General features: G+C 60.4%; 20 protein-coding genes and 4 pseudogenes. 14 read left to right on the top strand and 10 right to left on the bottom strand.

All coding sequences use genetic code 11. The annotated features are described in order from the left end of the window. Positions 1-89: 89 nt before the first annotated feature. From EKM04_RS01155 to xth, 3 genes and pseudogenes are all read right to left on the bottom strand, one after another. Complete coding sequence (locus tag EKM04_RS01155; protein ID WP_174018307.1) at positions 90-572, bottom strand: hypothetical protein; 483 nt, start codon at positions 570-572, stop codon at positions 90-92. A 12-nt stretch (positions 573-584) separates the two neighbouring features. After that, positions 585-830, bottom strand: a complete 246-nt coding sequence (locus EKM04_RS01150) for a hypothetical protein (RefSeq protein ID WP_012478103.1) — start codon at positions 828-830, stop codon at positions 585-587. Positions 831-874: 44 nt separating this feature from the next. Next, positions 875-1,623 (bottom strand): annotated as a pseudogene (gene xth, locus EKM04_RS01145) (exodeoxyribonuclease III). Positions 1,624-1,795: 172 nt separating this feature from the next. Between xth and EKM04_RS01140 the strand changes: the two are divergent. From EKM04_RS01140 to EKM04_RS01075, 14 genes and pseudogenes are all read left to right on the top strand, one after another. Further along, positions 1,796-2,677: pseudogene (locus EKM04_RS01140) on the top strand (lactate dehydrogenase); the annotation flags it as partial. Between the two features lie 131 nt (positions 2,678-2,808). Continuing rightward, positions 2,809-3,111 (top strand): integration host factor subunit beta, encoded by a 303-nt coding sequence (locus tag EKM04_RS01135; RefSeq protein WP_065657584.1) that lies wholly within the window; start codon positions 2,809-2,811, stop codon positions 3,109-3,111. Positions 3,112-3,114: 3 nt separating this feature from the next. Beyond that, positions 3,115-3,459 (top strand): hypothetical protein, encoded by a 345-nt coding sequence (locus tag EKM04_RS01130; protein ID WP_012478106.1) that lies wholly within the window; start codon positions 3,115-3,117, stop codon positions 3,457-3,459. Between the two features lie 98 nt (positions 3,460-3,557). Continuing rightward, a pseudogene (locus tag EKM04_RS23125) lies at positions 3,558-3,620 on the top strand (cold-shock protein); the annotation flags it as partial. A gap of 32 nt (positions 3,621-3,652) precedes the next feature. Continuing rightward, a pseudogene (locus EKM04_RS01120) lies at positions 3,653-4,273 on the top strand (DUF7007 domain-containing protein); the annotation flags it as partial. Continuing rightward, positions 4,270-4,635 (top strand): dsRNA-binding motif domain-containing protein, encoded by a 366-nt coding sequence (locus tag EKM04_RS01115; protein WP_065657589.1) that lies wholly within the window; start codon positions 4,270-4,272, stop codon positions 4,633-4,635. The pseudogene EKM04_RS01120 and the gene EKM04_RS01115, both read left to right, overlap by 4 nt. Before the next feature lie 386 nt (positions 4,636-5,021). Beyond that, a complete protein-coding gene (locus EKM04_RS01110; protein ID WP_173994906.1) occupies positions 5,022-5,621 on the top strand; it encodes a hypothetical protein in 600 nt (199 codons plus the stop codon). 165 nt (positions 5,622-5,786) lie between these two features. Then, a complete protein-coding gene (locus tag EKM04_RS01105) occupies positions 5,787-6,182 on the top strand; it encodes a ProQ/FINO family protein (RefSeq protein WP_233284305.1) in 396 nt (131 codons plus the stop codon). A 114-nt stretch (positions 6,183-6,296) separates the two neighbouring features. Next, positions 6,297-6,716, top strand: a complete 420-nt coding sequence (locus EKM04_RS01100; RefSeq protein ID WP_065657591.1) for a helix-turn-helix domain-containing protein — start codon at positions 6,297-6,299, stop codon at positions 6,714-6,716. A gap of 184 nt (positions 6,717-6,900) precedes the next feature. After that, a complete protein-coding gene (locus EKM04_RS01095; protein WP_173994908.1) occupies positions 6,901-7,833 on the top strand; it encodes an ArdC family protein in 933 nt (310 codons plus the stop codon). A gap of 147 nt (positions 7,834-7,980) precedes the next feature. Further along, positions 7,981-8,697 (top strand): antitoxin Xre/MbcA/ParS-like domain-containing protein, encoded by a 717-nt coding sequence (locus tag EKM04_RS01090; protein ID WP_065657593.1) that lies wholly within the window; start codon positions 7,981-7,983, stop codon positions 8,695-8,697. Beyond that, complete coding sequence (locus EKM04_RS01085; RefSeq protein WP_080728845.1) at positions 8,669-9,292, top strand: RES family NAD+ phosphorylase; 624 nt, start codon at positions 8,669-8,671, stop codon at positions 9,290-9,292. Before EKM04_RS01090 ends, EKM04_RS01085 begins: the two co-directional genes overlap by 29 nt. A gap of 660 nt (positions 9,293-9,952) precedes the next feature. Beyond that, complete coding sequence (locus EKM04_RS01080; RefSeq protein ID WP_003517402.1) at positions 9,953-10,264, top strand: DUF736 domain-containing protein; 312 nt, start codon at positions 9,953-9,955, stop codon at positions 10,262-10,264. A gap of 320 nt (positions 10,265-10,584) precedes the next feature. Then, positions 10,585-10,746 carry a hypothetical protein gene (locus tag EKM04_RS01075; protein WP_174018777.1) on the top strand — a complete coding sequence of 54 codons (162 nt, stop codon included), beginning with the start codon at positions 10,585-10,587 and terminating at the stop codon, positions 10,744-10,746. Between the two features lie 149 nt (positions 10,747-10,895). Here EKM04_RS01075 and EKM04_RS01070 read toward each other — a convergent pair whose 3' ends face one another. From EKM04_RS01070 to traC, 7 genes are all read right to left on the bottom strand, one after another. Then, entirely contained in the window at positions 10,896-11,174 is a 279-nt protein-coding gene (locus EKM04_RS01070; RefSeq protein WP_003517400.1) for an HU family DNA-binding protein, read from the bottom strand. Between the two features lie 33 nt (positions 11,175-11,207). Continuing rightward, positions 11,208-11,519 (bottom strand): WGR domain-containing protein, encoded by a 312-nt coding sequence (locus EKM04_RS01065; RefSeq protein WP_035258710.1) that lies wholly within the window; start codon positions 11,517-11,519, stop codon positions 11,208-11,210. 229 nt (positions 11,520-11,748) lie between these two features. Continuing rightward, on the bottom strand, positions 11,749-12,261 hold the full coding sequence (locus EKM04_RS01060) for a thermonuclease family protein (RefSeq protein ID WP_234902686.1): 513 nt from the start codon (positions 12,259-12,261) through the stop codon (positions 11,749-11,751). A gap of 2 nt (positions 12,262-12,263) precedes the next feature. After that, the gene (locus EKM04_RS01055; protein WP_012478133.1) at positions 12,264-12,461 is read right to left on the bottom strand and encodes a hypothetical protein; all 198 of its coding nucleotides are present in this window, start codon (positions 12,459-12,461) and stop codon (positions 12,264-12,266) included. A gap of 15 nt (positions 12,462-12,476) precedes the next feature. Further along, entirely contained in the window at positions 12,477-14,420 is a 1,944-nt protein-coding gene (traG, locus tag EKM04_RS01050) for a Ti-type conjugative transfer system protein TraG (protein ID WP_173994914.1), read from the bottom strand. Next, a complete protein-coding gene (gene traD, locus EKM04_RS01045) occupies positions 14,407-14,622 on the bottom strand; it encodes a type IV conjugative transfer system coupling protein TraD (protein WP_065657595.1) in 216 nt (71 codons plus the stop codon). The genes traG and traD overlap by 14 nt, the downstream gene beginning before the upstream one ends. A 4-nt stretch (positions 14,623-14,626) precedes the next feature. Further along, positions 14,627-14,923, bottom strand: coding sequence for a conjugal transfer protein TraC (traC, locus tag EKM04_RS01040; RefSeq protein WP_012478136.1), 297 nt, complete (start codon positions 14,921-14,923; stop codon positions 14,627-14,629). Positions 14,924-15,132: the final 209 nt, after the last annotated feature.

Raw genomic sequence — 15,132 nt, 5'->3', positions numbered from 1 at the left:
GTCGCAGGGCAAGGCCGCAATCGCCCGCAGCAAAGGGCCGGCAATTGAGGTTGGCCCCGCTACCCCCTATCAGATTGTCGCCGACATCATCAGACGAGATTGGCAAAAGCTGCAGCTGGTATGCTGCTATGCGGCAAATCAAGACGGTGGTCGATCGTCTCGAGCGGTTGAGTGCGGCGGCCAGAGCGAGCCAGACCAACTTTTTGTCGAACTGTTCGCAGAAGATGGGCCGCCCGCAGGGAACTGCATCGCACCAGAACCGACGCGACCATCAAGTCTGCTCGCGGACCGCTGAGGTGCAGGTCAGCGGGCCGACGCAGATATCGGCTTTGAACGTTGGCTCCCGCAGACGGGGCTCGCCGCGGCGGGCCAATCGTTCGCTGACTCCTCGACGTCTTCAGCCGGATCGGGTCACGGTCGTAAGCCAAGCGATGTTTTGCAATGACGTCTTGGAGCGTTTCGATCACCGTGACCGTTCGATGGCCCTCATTCGCAAACCGGTCGATAATCTCGGCGACAAGATCATCCAGACGCTTGAACAGTAGTTCGGCATTGTCGGGTCCATTTGTCACGATCTTCGCTCCTCAGATATCGATCCGCCGCTGCTGCCAGTCCTTATATGGCACCAATAGCTGTCCGGGAAATCGCTCTTCGATCGTGATCTCAACCATGGCGATCCTGACAAAGACCTCGCTGCTGTCACGGTCTTTGGAGGGGGTATTTTCGCTTTCGTCTTCGAGCTTTTGCATCAGCGCAAACAGTTCTTCGTCGGTCATCGCGGAAAGTTGGTCTGCAAACTCCGCATCATCAAACTCTTGTCCCTCTGCCATTGTCTGTCTGCTCCTCTGTCATCGATGGGTTTGGCGACAACGGACTAATCATCATCCAGTTCAATCCAGACCGGGGCATGGTCGCTGGTGTGCTCCCAGGCACGCACATGTTTGTCGACACCGCAGGTCTGCAGTCGCTCCCGTAGTGACGGACTGAGAAGAAAATGGTCGATGCGCAGACCGGCATCACGCGCGAAGGCTTTCCGGAAATACTTCCAGAACGTATAGATCCGTTGTTCGGGATGCAGCAGCCTGACGGCGTCCGTCCAGCCTATGGCAATAAACTCGGCATAGGCGGCCCGTACTTACGGCCGAAACAGGGCATCGTCTCGCCAGCGCTCGGGTTTGTAGACGTCGAGATCGGTCGGCATCACATTAAAAGCGCCGACAAGGGCGACGGGCACATCAAGCTCCAACAGCCCCGCGGCATAGGAATGTAGCCGCTCGAACCAGCGGAGTTTGTAGTCAAACTTTGGCCCTGGTGCTGGATTGCCGTTCGGAAGATAAAGGCAGCCGACGATCAGGCCATTGATGGCAGCCTCGATTTAACGGCTGTGACTGTCGTCGGGGTCGCCCGGGAGGCCGCGGCTTGTCTCGCGCGGCTCCTATCCCGGACAAGGACCGCAACGCCCTTCCAGCTCTTCTGACCATGCCAGATGGCGCCGTAGCCGGCACGCTCGATTTCCCGGCGGGGAAACTTCTCGTCCGGCGCCTTGAGTTCCTGCAGACAGACGACATCAGGCTGCGCTTCGGCCAGCCACCGCAGCTGCGCTCGCATTCCGGAAGCGGACATTTCCGCCCGAGTTGGTGACGATGGAGCGGACAAGCGAGCTATGGGCGAAAAAGAAAGCTGCGCCCGAGGCGCCGCTGCTGCTTTGATGGCGGCTTCTTCCTGTCGATACCGGAATTCATGCGATGCCAATCACCGAGGCGCGTACGAGACCTTTCGATTAATCACCGAGTAACAGGATAACCAGCACGACGAGGTCGAGATCTACCCCTATGCCACGCAAGGCTCACTCGACGCCACCATGTGGCAGAACAACGAACGCAAGGCGAGGTTCATTGCCGCGGCCCTTTCGGGTGATACCTCGATCCGCCGGCTGGAGGACCTGAACGAGGGGCGGGCCAACCAGTTCGCCATGGCCAAGGCGATTGCAAGTGGTGACGAGCGCCTGATGCAAAAGGCGGGGCTGGAGGCCGACATTGCGCGGCTGGAACGGCTGCGTGCCGCCCATGACGACGATCTCTTTGCCGTGCAACGGCAGGTCCGCGACGCCGAGCGCGAGATCGAAACCGCCGGCCGTCGCCTTGGCGATATCGCAGTTGATATCGAGCGGCTTGTGCCGACCTCAGGTGATGCTTTTGCGATCAACGTCAAGGGCGAGACCTATAGAGAGCGTAAGGAGGCGGGGAGGGCGCTGATGAAGGAAATCCTCACCCTCGTCCAGTTGCGGCATGAAGGGGAGATTCACATTGCTTCCATCGGTGGCTTCGATCTCGTCTACGATGCCGAAACGTTCGGGCGTGGTGACAATTACCACTATCAGACCCTGCTTCAACGCACCGGCGCGGATTATGAAATTGAGTTGCCGGTGACCGTCGCGCCGCTTGGAGCTATCTCTCGTCTCGAACATGCGCTCGACGGGTTCGGGGAGGAGCGGGAGCGCTATCGCCAGCGGCTGGAGGAATACAAACGCCGGCTGATCTCCTACCAGTCACGGCAGGGTGGCGCCTTTGCATTCGCGGATGAACTGGCGGAAAAGCGCCATGCGTTGCGAAAGGTTGAGGAGGCGCTGGGAAAATCGGCGCGCGGTGATGTGGAGACGAACGAACTCGCCGCATGAGATCACCTCCATGAGGCGCGGTCCGCTGCGGCGAACACCACGGTAACGAGGCCTAGCCGAACCGCGCACGGTTTGTCGTTGAGAAGGCCTACAGGCTTCCCAAATGCCTCGTTTTCGCTAAAAAGTCTGTCATGATTAAATCCGAGCTTGTTGATCTCCTTGCCGCGAGAAATCCATACCTCCATCGTCGCGATGCGGAGAATGCCGTCGAGTCCGTTCTCGATGAAATCACCGGCGCCCTCGAACGGGGAGAGCGCGTCGAAATCCGGGGTTTTGGCACCTTTGTCGTAAGGCATCGTCCCGCACGCTCGGGGCGCAATCCCCTCAACGGCAACGCGGTGCTCGTCGAGGAAAAATGGGTGCCGTTCTTCCGCGCCGGCAAGGAGATCAAAGATCGTCTGAATATGGCGGAAGAACCGCGTGGCAAGGAGTAATCGTTGATCGAATATTCGAGACATGGGTTCTGCGAGGCCCTTCCCGAGGACATTCGTGAGACGGTCGAGATGATGGCGCTGGAATTTCTGCCCGAAACCTGGCCCGTCCGGTTTGTCGCGCTTCTCTCGATGCTGGAGGACATCACAAGCAAGGTCGAAGAGGTCCACCGGCCGTATGTGGTCAACAACTGGGTGGTCATCGTCAGCGGCTTGCTCGAACATTTGCCACGTGATCTGGCCTCGCCGGAGTGCCTGGCCCTGATGCGTCACAGTGTACTTGACCGTTTTCGGCAAAGCCATTCAACAATCGCCGGACGTGGAGCAGCAGAACGAGATCTTGCGGCGTGAATATCCGCAATAGTCGATCGCCGAAGATCTGCTCCGCGATTATGAAATGTGGTCCGCCAAACAATCGCAGATAAAGCCCAGCTAGCAGGGAGAAGAATATGCCGACAGGCAAGGTCAAGTGGTTCGATGCCACCAAGCGGTTTGGCTTCATTACGCCGGACGATGGTGGTCCGGATGTTTTTCTGCACCTGAGCAGCATAGCCGCGAGCTGCTTCTCCTTGCACGCAGACCCGCGCGGATACACTGCAACACGCCCTGGGGTCCGTCGCAAGGCGCGACGATCTATGCCGAGGGTGTGGTTTTCCACACCACGGTGGGACATGGCGGCTTCAAACTCTCGGCTGAGCGCAACGCCCGGGTCCATCCGATGTTGGGTCGCGACAGCGGATTTTATGAAGAGGATGCCGAGTGGGCCATCGTCGCGCTGACGTTTCCGGATCTCTTCACCGTGTTCGAGCGAAAATGCGCAGACAAAATGATCCGCGATTGCTGGCCGGACGCATGTGAGGCAGTCTTCGGCCGGGTTCTCGTTCCCGGTGAATCCATGGAAAAAGATCGGCGGGCCTTCGAGCTGCGACATGCCAACGACTGGGTCGTGATCTCCGCGCTTCGCTCGGACCATCATCCCGGCATGACGGAGGTCATCGCCACGCGTGGTGGCAGGCGCGATCACGGTGTGGAGGAACGCCGCTTTCTGGTGCCGTCCGTAGACTATCAGGCCGGCGGTTTCGGCTTCGTCATAGACGAGACCCGGTATGCGGCATTTGACGGCCCATCGAGCTTCGCATCATGGAACGGGAGGGATGCGGCATGATCTCCTCCATCGACCACCACGTGGAATTGCGGCGCATGGAGGACGCCTGCCGGCAGACGCGGCACCAGATCGGCATGATCGAGCGTCAGATCATCCGCAAGATGACCGCCCTGATACCATCGCTTGGCGCGCGCAAACCCAGGAATCGACGTGGCAGACCGCATGAGCCGGACGCGTTCCTCAACCGCTATCGCACCAATCTCGCCGCCATCACCGCCGAGCGGCAGCCGGAAATCGATGCGCTCTCGAGGAAGCTCGCGCGGCAGGAAGCGGCAATTGCATCCTTGCGTGCCCGTACAGCTCTCCCCGGCAACGCTGGTCAAACTGCGCCGCAAGCCAGCGGTGACGTCCGGCGCCTGTGATGGCTGGCAAGCAAGGCAGGGAGGTAGGAAGGGTGGATTGGCCTGGCCTGGCCTGGCGCAGGTCTTGCATGGTTTCCTCTCCACTTCGGTATCCGAGGTTTGCCTCTGGCCGTTCCGTCCTTCGGTTTCGTGGCGGTCTGAACCGGCGCCCGTTCGGTTCAAGGCCGCTGTCGCGCCGCGGGGCGGCCGGTCATGCCGCTCTCGACAAAGCAGGCACGCGGGCTTCGCAAGGGCTTGGGCAGCCCCGCTTGACCGCATGCCTTCTTCGCTCGATCTGGCCTGCCCGGACCCTGAACCGCCCGGTTTGCGCCGGTTCCTTGTCGCCGCACCGAAGGACGGAACGGCCAGGGGGCCGACGCTTCGGTGAAGCAAGAAGGAAACCAATCATGGCAAAGTCCACCACCCAGTCCCGCCAATCAGCTCGCCCCTCCGCGCGCGTCGTGCCGCTGCGCAAAGGCGCCACCCTCGAAATGGTCCGCCTTGCATGCCCCGACGAAACCCAGGCGCTCCGGATCGCCGAAAGTTTTGGCACCGCCGTTCTCGATAGCGACGGCATCCGCGACATGCACGAGCGCCTGATCGTCGAGACCGCAACTGCTCTTTCCGATGGCCTTGGCGAACGGGCGATGCAGATCCATCTGCAGCGCATCGTCGGCGCCTATGTCGGATCGGCCCATGGCGCCGGCCAGTTCTACTCCCGCGCCGTCACTGAGGCGCGGGACGCCACCGCCAAGAGTGCTGCGGATGCCCGCGACGAGGATCTCGACGGTCCGGTCGGTTACGACAGCGCCGCCCAGCGCAAGCGCGAATTCGCAGCTGACATGGGTATCCAGGCGCATGCGCTCAGAATGGCAGCCGTCGGCGCTGTTGCTGCCTATGAGCAAGTGGTCGGCGAAACCTGGAAGCCGTTCGACCGCCCGGTCGAGAACCCCGGCCAGACGCTCGACCGCAAGGCAGCCGCAGCGCAGCTATCCGCCTTCGAGTAACACCCATCGCGGCGGGGCTCCAGCCCCGCCAGACCTTCACATAGACGGTTGTCCTGTTTTCGTCAGAACTGCATGCTTATATGCGAGGAGATCGATTTCGAAAGGATATCCATGGAAACCGTTTCAGCCCCCAGGACCAAACCTTGGCCGAAGTCACAGGGACCCGTGTTGGCCAACGCCTCCGATTTGCGAAAGGCCGCGGCCATCAACGCGCTTCTTTCGACCCCGGCGCCGGTTCTTCCCGTAAAAGACGGTGATCCGATCCTACCGTTTGTGATCGGCATATTCGATACGTTCCGCTCCTCGTTGCAACCCGATGTGCCGGCAGTGCGCCTGCGCAGGGCGATTGCCGCCTATGCGCGCTCGAAGAACTATCTGCTGGCGAGCGCGCAGCCGGACGCCATGCGTCATGATGCAACCGGTACACCTGTCACTCCGGTCGATGAGGCGGATCGCCTGTCAGCGCAGTTGCGCGTCGAGGAAATCCGGCGAGAGAGACAGACGTCGGCAGAGGCTGGGCGGACCGAAGAGGTTGCAACCGGGCCAAGCCCGGACAAGTAGTTTCAAAGCCGGGGAAATCCTCCCTTCGATCATGCGCGTATGAGAATGCGGCCTTGCAACGGATACAATTGTTGCTTCATTCTGCAGCCATCACATGCGGAAGGAGCCGGATAATTGAGTGATACAAGGAAAGCCCCGCACGCGATCGACGTCGAAGTCGGCGCCCGTATTAAGCTGAAGCGGAAGCTTTTAAGGATGTCCCAGCAGTCATTGGCGGGCAAGCTTGGCGTGACCTTCCAGCAGGTCCAGAAATACGAGAAGGGCGCCAACCGCGTGGGCGCCAGCCGCCTCAGCCAGATCGCGACGGCGCTGGATGTTCCGATGTCCTATTTCTTCGACGGAAACCAGGGTGGGCGGCAAGACGACGATAATCCCCATATCACACGCGAGACCGACGAGGTTGCGCTGTTCCTGTCTTCGAGGGAAGGCTTCAATCTCAACCGCGCCTTTATGCAGATCCCTTCGGCTGCCGTGCGGCAGAAAGTTGTCCTGCTGGTGAAGTCGCTCGCTCGCGCCGAGGAAGAGGCGCAATAATCGGTCTCATCGCGACCCGTCCCGCCTCCGGTCCTGCCGGGGCTAGGGTTTCGCGCAAGGGCTTCGCCCTCCTTCACGTTGTTACGGCGCGTTCCGCGTGCGCTCATCCCTGATCTGCCCGGCTTTTGGACCACCGCGACGGGGTCGCGATGGTCGCGACCTCCGAAAACGGAGGTTCAAGGATATGAAAAGAAAAGGGCAGGGCGAGCGCGCCGATCTCTATGCGGGGATCACCGACAGGATCGTTGCGGATCTGGAAAAAGGCGTCCGTCCGTGGATGAAACCCTGGTCGGCCGCAAACACGACCGGACGGATCACCCGGCCGCTACGCCACAACGGCGAAGCCTATAGCGGTCTCAACGTGCTGCTGTTGTGGTCGGAGAGCACAGCGAGGGGCTATGTCTCGCCGACATGGATGACGTTCAAACAGGCCTTGCAGCTGGATGGAGCTGTTCGCAAGGGCGAGACCGGAACGACGGTCATCTATGCAAGCCGCTTCACCAAGTCGGAGACCGACAGCAATGGCGGCGAGGTGGAGCGCGATATTCCGTTCCTTAAATCGTACACGGTGTTCAACGTGGCGCAGATCGACGGCCTGCCTGACCACTATCATGGCGTACCCGAACCGCTCCTGAGCCCGATCGAGCGCATCGGTCACGCCGACGAGTTCTTCCGCAATACCGGCGCAGTCATTCGGCACGGCGGCAAACAGGCATACTATTCTCCGGCCATGGACTATATCCAGATGCCACCGTTCGAAGCCTTCCGCGATGCCGCCGGGTATGCGGCAGTCCTCAGCCATGAGGCGACCCACTGGACGGCGGCAGAACATCGCGTGGGACGCGACCTGTCGCGCTATGCCAAGGACCGGACGGAGCGAGCGCGGGAAGAACTCATTGCCGAACTTGGCAGTTGCTTCCTCTGCGCTGACCTCGGTATCGCGCCGGAACTTGAGCCGCGGCCGGATCACGCGTCCTATCTGCAGTCATGGCTCTCGGTGCTGGCCAACGACAAACGGGCAATTTTCCAGGCGGCAGCCCATGCGCAGCGGGCGGTCAATTATCTCCACGGTCTTCAGCCAAGGGCGGATGCCTGCGCGACGAGGGAGGTAGCGTAATCGCGCTCGTCTCTTTTTGGGCGTCCTTTGGTTCGAGCAAAACAATAGCTTTCTGTGGACCTATCCGCCCCATGGGAATGTGACCTACAATCTAGACATTCCGGACAATCTGTACTATCTATCGTGGTAGATGATAGGAGCAGGAACATGGTCACATCCGTCAGAAAATCGTCAGCAACCTCCTTGTCTGGGTTGAACCCGGCGGCCATTGCCGACGTCGTCGAGGTCCTCGCCCGTCATAATCCACGTCTTTCCAAGACGGCGCTTGCCGCGACGGGGCGTGTCGTCGCCGCAGTCACCGCAGCAACCGCACGTCTTGCCGCCGACCAGCAACGCCGGCTCGTTGCCGACGAGCGCGAGCTGGCGCAAGCCGTCGCGGTCGCGGTCGCTGGCCTCATCGCGGAGGCGGACGTCCGCCTCGCGCCGCTTGCGGTTGGCAAGTCCGTCGAGGTCAGTCAGGGCGCCGGTCTTCCCGCGCCCGTCGATCTCGATGAAGGAAGGCGCAGACTTGCAGCTTTTGCAGAGCCGACGCGTCTCGAGGACTGGGCCGGTCCTGTCGCGGGACCGGCCGAGATCGAAAAGACATTTGGCACGAAACGGTCGACGCTGCACGACTGGCAGAGGCGTGGCGCGGTGATTGGCCTGCTGAGGGGCGAACGCAAGCATGTCTTTCCATTGGCGCAGTTCGTCGATGGACGCCCGGTAGAGGGCATGGCTCAGGTGACGCGGATCATCGCCAACCCTCGTGTCGCCTGGCAGTGGTTGATCCGGACAAAGCCCGATATCGGCGGCTCACCGTTGGATCTCATGAAAAATGGTCGTCTGGACGAGGTCCTTGCTGCGGCCGAGCGTGATTTCGGCTGACACTGTGAAGCTCGATCCCAAAACAGTTGCCGATCTCGCACTGGCGTTTCGGCCGAATGCCTGGTTGCGCGTTTTGCCGCGTGCTCACATGGCGACGCCACTCGGCATGGGCTTTGGCAATAGCCGCTTTTCCAGCCCACACAGGCGATTTCGCCTGGCCTACATCGCGCAGGATCTGCCGACGGCGATTGCCGAAACGATCGTGCGTGACCGCTTCGAGGGCAGCGCCGACCGGGTGCTTGATGAAACAGAGTTCGAAGACTGGGCGATTGCCGAGGTTTCCGCTGTCGATCCCTTGACCGTCCTCGATCTGAGAACCACCGGTCTGCTCAAGCTAGGAGTTAGTACCGATGCTGCCCGTGCGAAAACACACAACGATGGGCAGGCGCTGAGCGAGGCCGTCTACGGGTCCTTCGATGCCGACGGATTGTTGTACGCATCGCGGTTGACAGGCGCCCATTGTCTGGCGGTCTACGACCGTGCGGTGACGCGCAAGCTCGCGGCGACGCCGGCAATCGAGCTTCTTCGACACCCGGGCCTAGTTCCTGCACTGAAGGAAATCGGTGTCTCGGTCCGGAGCGCTCGCTCTCCTTGAGAGGTATCCTCACTTTCGTTCATGGCCGCGACATGGATCCGTGGACACACCCACCGTCGACCGAGGGGGCGGCATCAATCAGCTGCGATTGAGTGCAGGACAGAATATGCTGATCGCAAATTCTGGAACGGACAGCGCGGCTTGTCCGGTCCGGTGTCAGCGGACACGATCTTACCTCGTGCGGGCACGAAACGATGTTGTTGTGACTGGCCCCTGCGTCTTGCCAACAACGGATAATTTTTGGCGAACAAGAGCATGCATGGACGACATGTAACCGATCTGAAACCGGAGCCGCCATCGAGACGGAAAGTTCGGCGACGCTCTGCGGACTCGTCGCATTGGCCCGGCAAATTCCCAAACGATCGATGTGGCCATTGCTGCCATCCATTCGGGCATAGGAAGTGGGCGCGGCCAACGCGGCCTCGATTTGACATGTCTGATCGAAGAGCGGCTGCGCCTCGATCGTTCGCCCGCAACGGCATCGCCACCTTTCTTCCCCTGCGACCTGCGTTCGCATTCCTCGCGGTCCAAGAAAGCCGTCTCCCGCCGCCCTCCATTGCATTCCGGTCCCTGGGGATGCGGTCCGATCGTCCCCGATCAAATCGACAGTCATCGAGGACGCGATGGTCGCGGCCCGATCAAACCGAAAGGATCACGACAATGGCAATCATCGGCGAATTCACCACCAACGGCAACACCATCCTCGGCCACGTACGCACTCTGACGGTCTCCATGAAGGCCCGCCTGAACCCGATCGAACGCACATCCCGCGACGCTCCCGACTTCCGGATCATGTCCGGAGCGGCCGAAGTCGGCGCCGCCTGGAGCCAGGTTTCCGGCGACGGAGAGCCCTACATCTCGGTCAAGCTCGACGATCCGAGCTTTCCGGCCCCGATCAATGCGGCACTTTGGCCGACCGAGAGGGAAGGCGACTATACGTTGGTCTGGAACCGCCCGAAGCGCGACGCCTGATCAAAGACGGAAGCCCTGCCGGAAACGGCGGGGCTTTTCCCTTGTTCAAACCAAGAAGGAACCGGGCATCTAGCCCGCTTCTTCTTCCGGTCGCGATACGGAGAGGCGGGGTCTGCTCAGAGTGACCAATCGTGCCGCGAGCAAATGCCGGCCTCAAGGACTTCGCGTGGCCCCCCGATTTTGCTTCCGCTCCGGTTCCCTGCGCTTCAACAAAACCGGCACCCCACTCGCCGCCTCTGGCGGTCGCCGACGCGATCCCTGACCCCGTCATTTCCTCACGCCCCGCGGCGTCATCTTTCTCAAACGTCAAGGAGATGACGATGCTACTGGAACAACATATCGAAGAACTGCGCGCCGAGATGAACCATTGCCACCCGGACGAGCGTCGCCAGATTGCCGCGGAGCTGGAACTGGCTCTGGCCGAACTGGCCGTTATCATGGCCGAGCAGGACGGTTCCGTTGACGCCGTGCCGTCCTTCTGAGGGCGGCATACACCCGCAATGCTGCCACCACCGTCCGATTGCCATCGAGATCGAGATCAGCTTTAAGCGTCAAGGCAAGCAGCGCCGATGACGCTACGCCGTCTGCCTTTGGCGGCTCCCCCTGATGACCCCGCTTGCCGCGGTTCGGCTCACTTGTTCAGCACATCTTTCAGTGCTTTGGCAGGCTGGAACGTAAGCTTCTTCGCAGCGGCAACCTTGATGGTGGCGCCGGTTGCCGGATTGCGAGCCTCACGCTCCGGGGTATCCTTGATCTTGAACTTGCCGAATCCCGGGATAGATGTTTCCGCTCCGGACGTGGCTGCCGTCGTGATCGACGCGAAGACGGTTTCGACGATCGATTTCGCCTGGGCTTTGGTCAGGTTCTGTTCGGATGCGATCTTTTCGGCGATTTCATTGGTTGTGGTCATGACGGTTTCCTCGTTAAAGACGGGAAAACCCTTTCAGGCGATCGTTACGTTGTCATGCGGCGTTGTCCATAGAGTGGCGCTCCTGCCGGGGTTTCCACAGTTTCTTGCCGGTTGATAGCCCCTTTTGCGCTTCTGCAATACCAGTTCGAGGAAGCGCGATATCGCATCATTCTCATTGCCGAACACCTCGGTCATCTCCCCGCCCGCCTTGCCGATCCGTCCCCATGTCCGTACCAACGCGGTTTCTCCGAACAGGGTTGGCCGGATCGCAAGCGCGTAATATCGGGCCATGTTCCTGTTGGCGTCGATCCTCTGGCAATAAAGCTGGTAGTGATGAATACCCATCCCCGCATGATCGTCGATCTTCACGCTACGGTCCAACGACACTTCTGAATCGAATGGCCACTTTCGATTCATTTTCGTGATGAATATCGGTAATCGGCTCCGGTTGGGTGAGACGGCTTCGCCGCACGGTTCTACTCGCTCCGCTCACCGAACCCGCAACGCGGTTTCGGCCGATTCCGGTGACGATCCTCTCGCGGAAACACTACGGCGGATGCAGGCAGGCGACCTTTCAGTGCATATCGCCGCCACACCAATCGATCCGGGGGCTGCCCCAGCGTCGGCCAAGCTTCTCCCGCACCAGCTGCTCGCCGAGCGACTTGCCTGCGCGTGAAACGATACGCAGCTTTCGGCCATAAGGATCTTCGTCCCGTACACCAGCCACCAGCGAAAATTCGGCCGCCGCATTGAGCAGCTGGAGCAATCGCAACTTTGCTGCTTCGCCGGCCAGGCGTTCCTCTTCACAGGCCGGCTGCGAGATTTCCGGCGCGTCGATATCGGCAATGCGGATCTTGACGCCCTCCAGCCAGAAGGTGTCCCCGTCCACAACGCAGGTCGTCCGTCTTCCCGTATCGCACAGCGTGAACGACGCTCGGAGCTGATCGCCCGTTTGTGCCGTCCCGATCATTGCGCAAAACAGCACGAGCAACCACACTGACTTCCGTGACGAACGCCGGATTTTGTGAGCTGGTTGACAGGTTTCGTTCCTTGCCATCGAGGCCATGGACCTCACTTCACCGTTCATCATCAATATCCCAGATATCCAAGAATATCGGCGCCAGAATATTCTCCCGCCTCATCGACATAAGCGATGACATCACCGGTCTGCAGATCGATGATGGCGCTGTCGAGCTGGCGGGCAACGGCGTCGATCTCGTGGATGCGGCATTCTTCGATTGCCTCTTCAGCTGTGACCTGTGCTTCACAGGCTTCCCAATATCTCATGGTTGCTCCCTCGATCTAATTCAAAGCCGGATTGTCCGTGCCGAAAGAGTTTTTCTGAAACCGGTTCTCTGCGACACAGGCCTTCATGTCCTCGCGCCGGAACCACATGGCGCGCCCGCATCGAAGGGGTGCATTGCCCGAGGTGAAGACGATCTGCTCGTCGGCGCGCATGCGCAGAACCTCATGCGAAAGGATCAGGGGCCGGCGGTTGAGTTGCTTCGACCGCGATCTCGACGATCCCTTCATTCCGGAGGAACGATTGGTTTGATCGACCTCGACCGTGGTGTCGCCACATCGCTTCGAAATGTAGTGAGCGGTGTCAGGATCGTTGATTGCAGAAAACGAAATCCAGGATGCGGATTCGAACCATTTGCTCGTCGCATCACGCCCTCCATAAGCCTCGCGCATCTGGCCGAGCGACTGGAAGATCAGCGTTAGCGTGATACCATATTTGCGACCGGCATCGCGGGCCGTTTCAAGGATGCGCAGGAATCCGAGACGGGCCACTTCATCGAACAGAAATAGCGTGCGCCCCTTCACATCACCATTGCGATTGTAAATGGCGTTGAGCAGCGAGCCGATGACGACACGCGCCAGGCCGGGATGCGCTTCCAGCACCTTCAGATCAAGTGCGATGAAGATGTCCGTTCCGCCCTCGGCGAGATCGTCAGTTGAGAGACTGTCACCAGAAACGAGGGCGGCATAGTTCGTGTACGACAGCCAGTGTGTTTCCTTGACCGCATTGGCGTAGACACCGGAAAACGTCTCCGGCGTCATGTTGACGAAAACCGCGACGTTCTCCTTCACGAAGTCGGATTCCGACTGTTCATAAATCTTCGTCAAACGTGCCCGAAGCTTGGGCTCCGGTTCGGAAAGATTAGCCCGGACACGGCGCAGCGTCTGCTCTTTCTCATCGGTATGGCCGGACAGACAAACGTCGGCGATGAGTGCGGTTAGAAGCTGCATGGCCGAGGCGCGAAAGAAGTCGTCGCGGGCGGACGCTGTGCGTGCATTGTCGGTCATGATCCAGGTGGCGACGGCGACGATGTCTTCTTCCTTCGTATTGCCATGACGGCCAATCCAGTCCAGCGCATTGAAGCCGACACCAGACGCTGTGGGATCGAGCACGATCACCTTCCGGCCGGCCTGGCGCCGGTGCTCGCTGACCATCGGAGCAACCTCGCTTGACGGATCCAGCACAACGAGACCGCCGCCCCATTTGAGCGCGGTCGGTATTGTTACTGAGGTCGTTTTGAATCCACCGGAACCGGCAAAGACGATGCCATGCGACGAGCCGAAGGAACCATCGAAGCAGAGCAGTGGCGCCTTGCCGCCGCCGCCCCAGCTTTGCTTGTCATCGGCCCGGAACGGCATGGCGGCAACACTATCGCGATCAACGCGATACCGCTCGCCGATGACGATGCCGCCGTGCTCAGGAAACAGCGTTCCGGCCTCCTGCATCTTCATCCAGTCGGCCTCGCCATGGACTGCACGCCTGCCACCGATCCGCTTTGGTGCAGCCATTGCGAAGGCTGCATTCCCCTTGATCGCAACCCGCAAGGCAAAGACGCTTCCGATGAAGGCGACGCCAACGCCAATCATCGTTGCCGGATCGGCATATGCGAGAACCGTTTGGCCAGCTGGCACATTGCCGGCAACACCAGCCAGGCGGATCGTTTCGCGTGTCATGGCGATGATGATGACCACAGCACTTCCTGCCAGAACGCTCAAACCGGCCACCTTGATATGCGTCGAACCATTGGCGGCAAAGAGCGCGACGACGCCGATCGCGGCAGCCACCACATGAGGCAGGGCGAGACCAGCCCTTCCCAGCATCAGCTTCGCTTGCGCTGATGTTCCGAGCGCCGACAACCGATATTCCATGCCTGACGTCAGGATCATCGCCGCGAGCATGATCGCCGCGGGCAGGATTGCCAGTAGCAGCCTATTCGCCCTCATTGCCAAAGGCCTCCGCGCCGATTGCCGCGAGTCGGGCCTTCTCCGTCTCGTCGCCCCTGATCCGTCTGTTGGCGTCGATCAGCAGGCCGAGCAGCAGAGAACGCTTCTCGTAGCGCAGTCCGGCTTTGACGATCAGGCCGCCGAGTTCGATTTTTTCGCGCGTGCCCTTCTTGCGCGCATCTGATGTTATCGTCTTTGCCATCCGCTCAAGCCTCACCAATGCCGCCCGCATCCGCGCCAGACGACTGCGCCGTGGAGGCCCCGCTTGCGTTTCGGCCATCTCCGGAATCCTTCTTTCCGGTTGCAATACCTTTGCCTCCGCGAAACCGTTTGGCGATCTCCTCCAAGGCCGCCTGAAGGTCCGCCTCGTCGATCTCGATCTCCCCGAGGCCGGCTTTCAGTGCGATGCGACCAATGCGTTCAGCCTCACGGGTCTCGGCCTGCTTGAGCTGATCCTGGAGTCTTGCGATTTCCTCCCTGATCTTCGATGACGGCTTCTTCATTCCGGTTGCTCCTTTGAACTCTGGGCGTTGCTCTTGCGACGCCCAGAGTCTCCCGGATGCGCTGGAAAAGACATGTGCAGATCTGCACATCGGCAGATCGCTCGCTTTGGTGGATGATCCCGACTGTTCCGAAGGAATGGCTCCAAGGGTCCAAGGGCGCAATTATACGTCGTGGCGCGACGTCTTGCTCAGAGGCCCGGAATCGCCTG

Source organism: Rhizobium skierniewicense Ch11, assembly GCF_023757665.1.
In the GTDB taxonomy this organism is placed as follows: Bacteria; Pseudomonadota; Alphaproteobacteria; order Rhizobiales; family Rhizobiaceae; genus Agrobacterium; species Agrobacterium skierniewicense.
The sequence above is the reverse complement of the archived record's forward strand: the minus strand, read 5'-3'. Positions and strand labels throughout refer to the sequence as shown.

Coding starts and splice junctions, on each gene's coding strand:
- traC (WP_012478136.1), bottom strand. CDS start 14,923: ATGAAGAAGCCGTCATCGAAGATCAGGGAGGAAATCGCAAGACTCCAG.
- EKM04_RS01070 (WP_003517400.1), bottom strand. CDS start 11,174: ATGACCACAACCAATGAAATCGCCGAAAAGATCGCATCCGAACAGAAC.
- EKM04_RS01150 (WP_012478103.1), bottom strand. CDS start 830: ATGGCAGAGGGACAAGAGTTTGATGATGCGGAGTTTGCAGACCAACTT.
- traD (WP_065657595.1), bottom strand. CDS start 14,622: ATGGCAAAGACGATAACATCAGATGCGCGCAAGAAGGGCACGCGCGAA.
- EKM04_RS01065 (WP_035258710.1), bottom strand. CDS start 11,519: ATGGGTATTCATCACTACCAGCTTTATTGCCAGAGGATCGACGCCAAC.
- EKM04_RS01115 (WP_065657589.1), top strand. CDS start 4,270: ATGATCTCCTCCATCGACCACCACGTGGAATTGCGGCGCATGGAGGAC.
- EKM04_RS01095 (WP_173994908.1), top strand. CDS start 6,901: ATGAAAAGAAAAGGGCAGGGCGAGCGCGCCGATCTCTATGCGGGGATC.
- EKM04_RS01110 (WP_173994906.1), top strand. CDS start 5,022: ATGGCAAAGTCCACCACCCAGTCCCGCCAATCAGCTCGCCCCTCCGCG.
- EKM04_RS01060 (WP_234902686.1), bottom strand. CDS start 12,261: ATGAACGGTGAAGTGAGGTCCATGGCCTCGATGGCAAGGAACGAAACC.
- EKM04_RS01075 (WP_174018777.1), top strand. CDS start 10,585: ATGCTACTGGAACAACATATCGAAGAACTGCGCGCCGAGATGAACCAT.
- traG (WP_173994914.1), bottom strand. CDS start 14,420: ATGAGGGCGAATAGGCTGCTACTGGCAATCCTGCCCGCGGCGATCATG.
- EKM04_RS01055 (WP_012478133.1), bottom strand. CDS start 12,461: ATGAGATATTGGGAAGCCTGTGAAGCACAGGTCACAGCTGAAGAGGCA.
- EKM04_RS01080 (WP_003517402.1), top strand. CDS start 9,953: ATGGCAATCATCGGCGAATTCACCACCAACGGCAACACCATCCTCGGC.
- EKM04_RS01090 (WP_065657593.1), top strand. CDS start 7,981: ATGGTCACATCCGTCAGAAAATCGTCAGCAACCTCCTTGTCTGGGTTG.
- EKM04_RS01135 (WP_065657584.1), top strand. CDS start 2,809: ATGATTAAATCCGAGCTTGTTGATCTCCTTGCCGCGAGAAATCCATAC.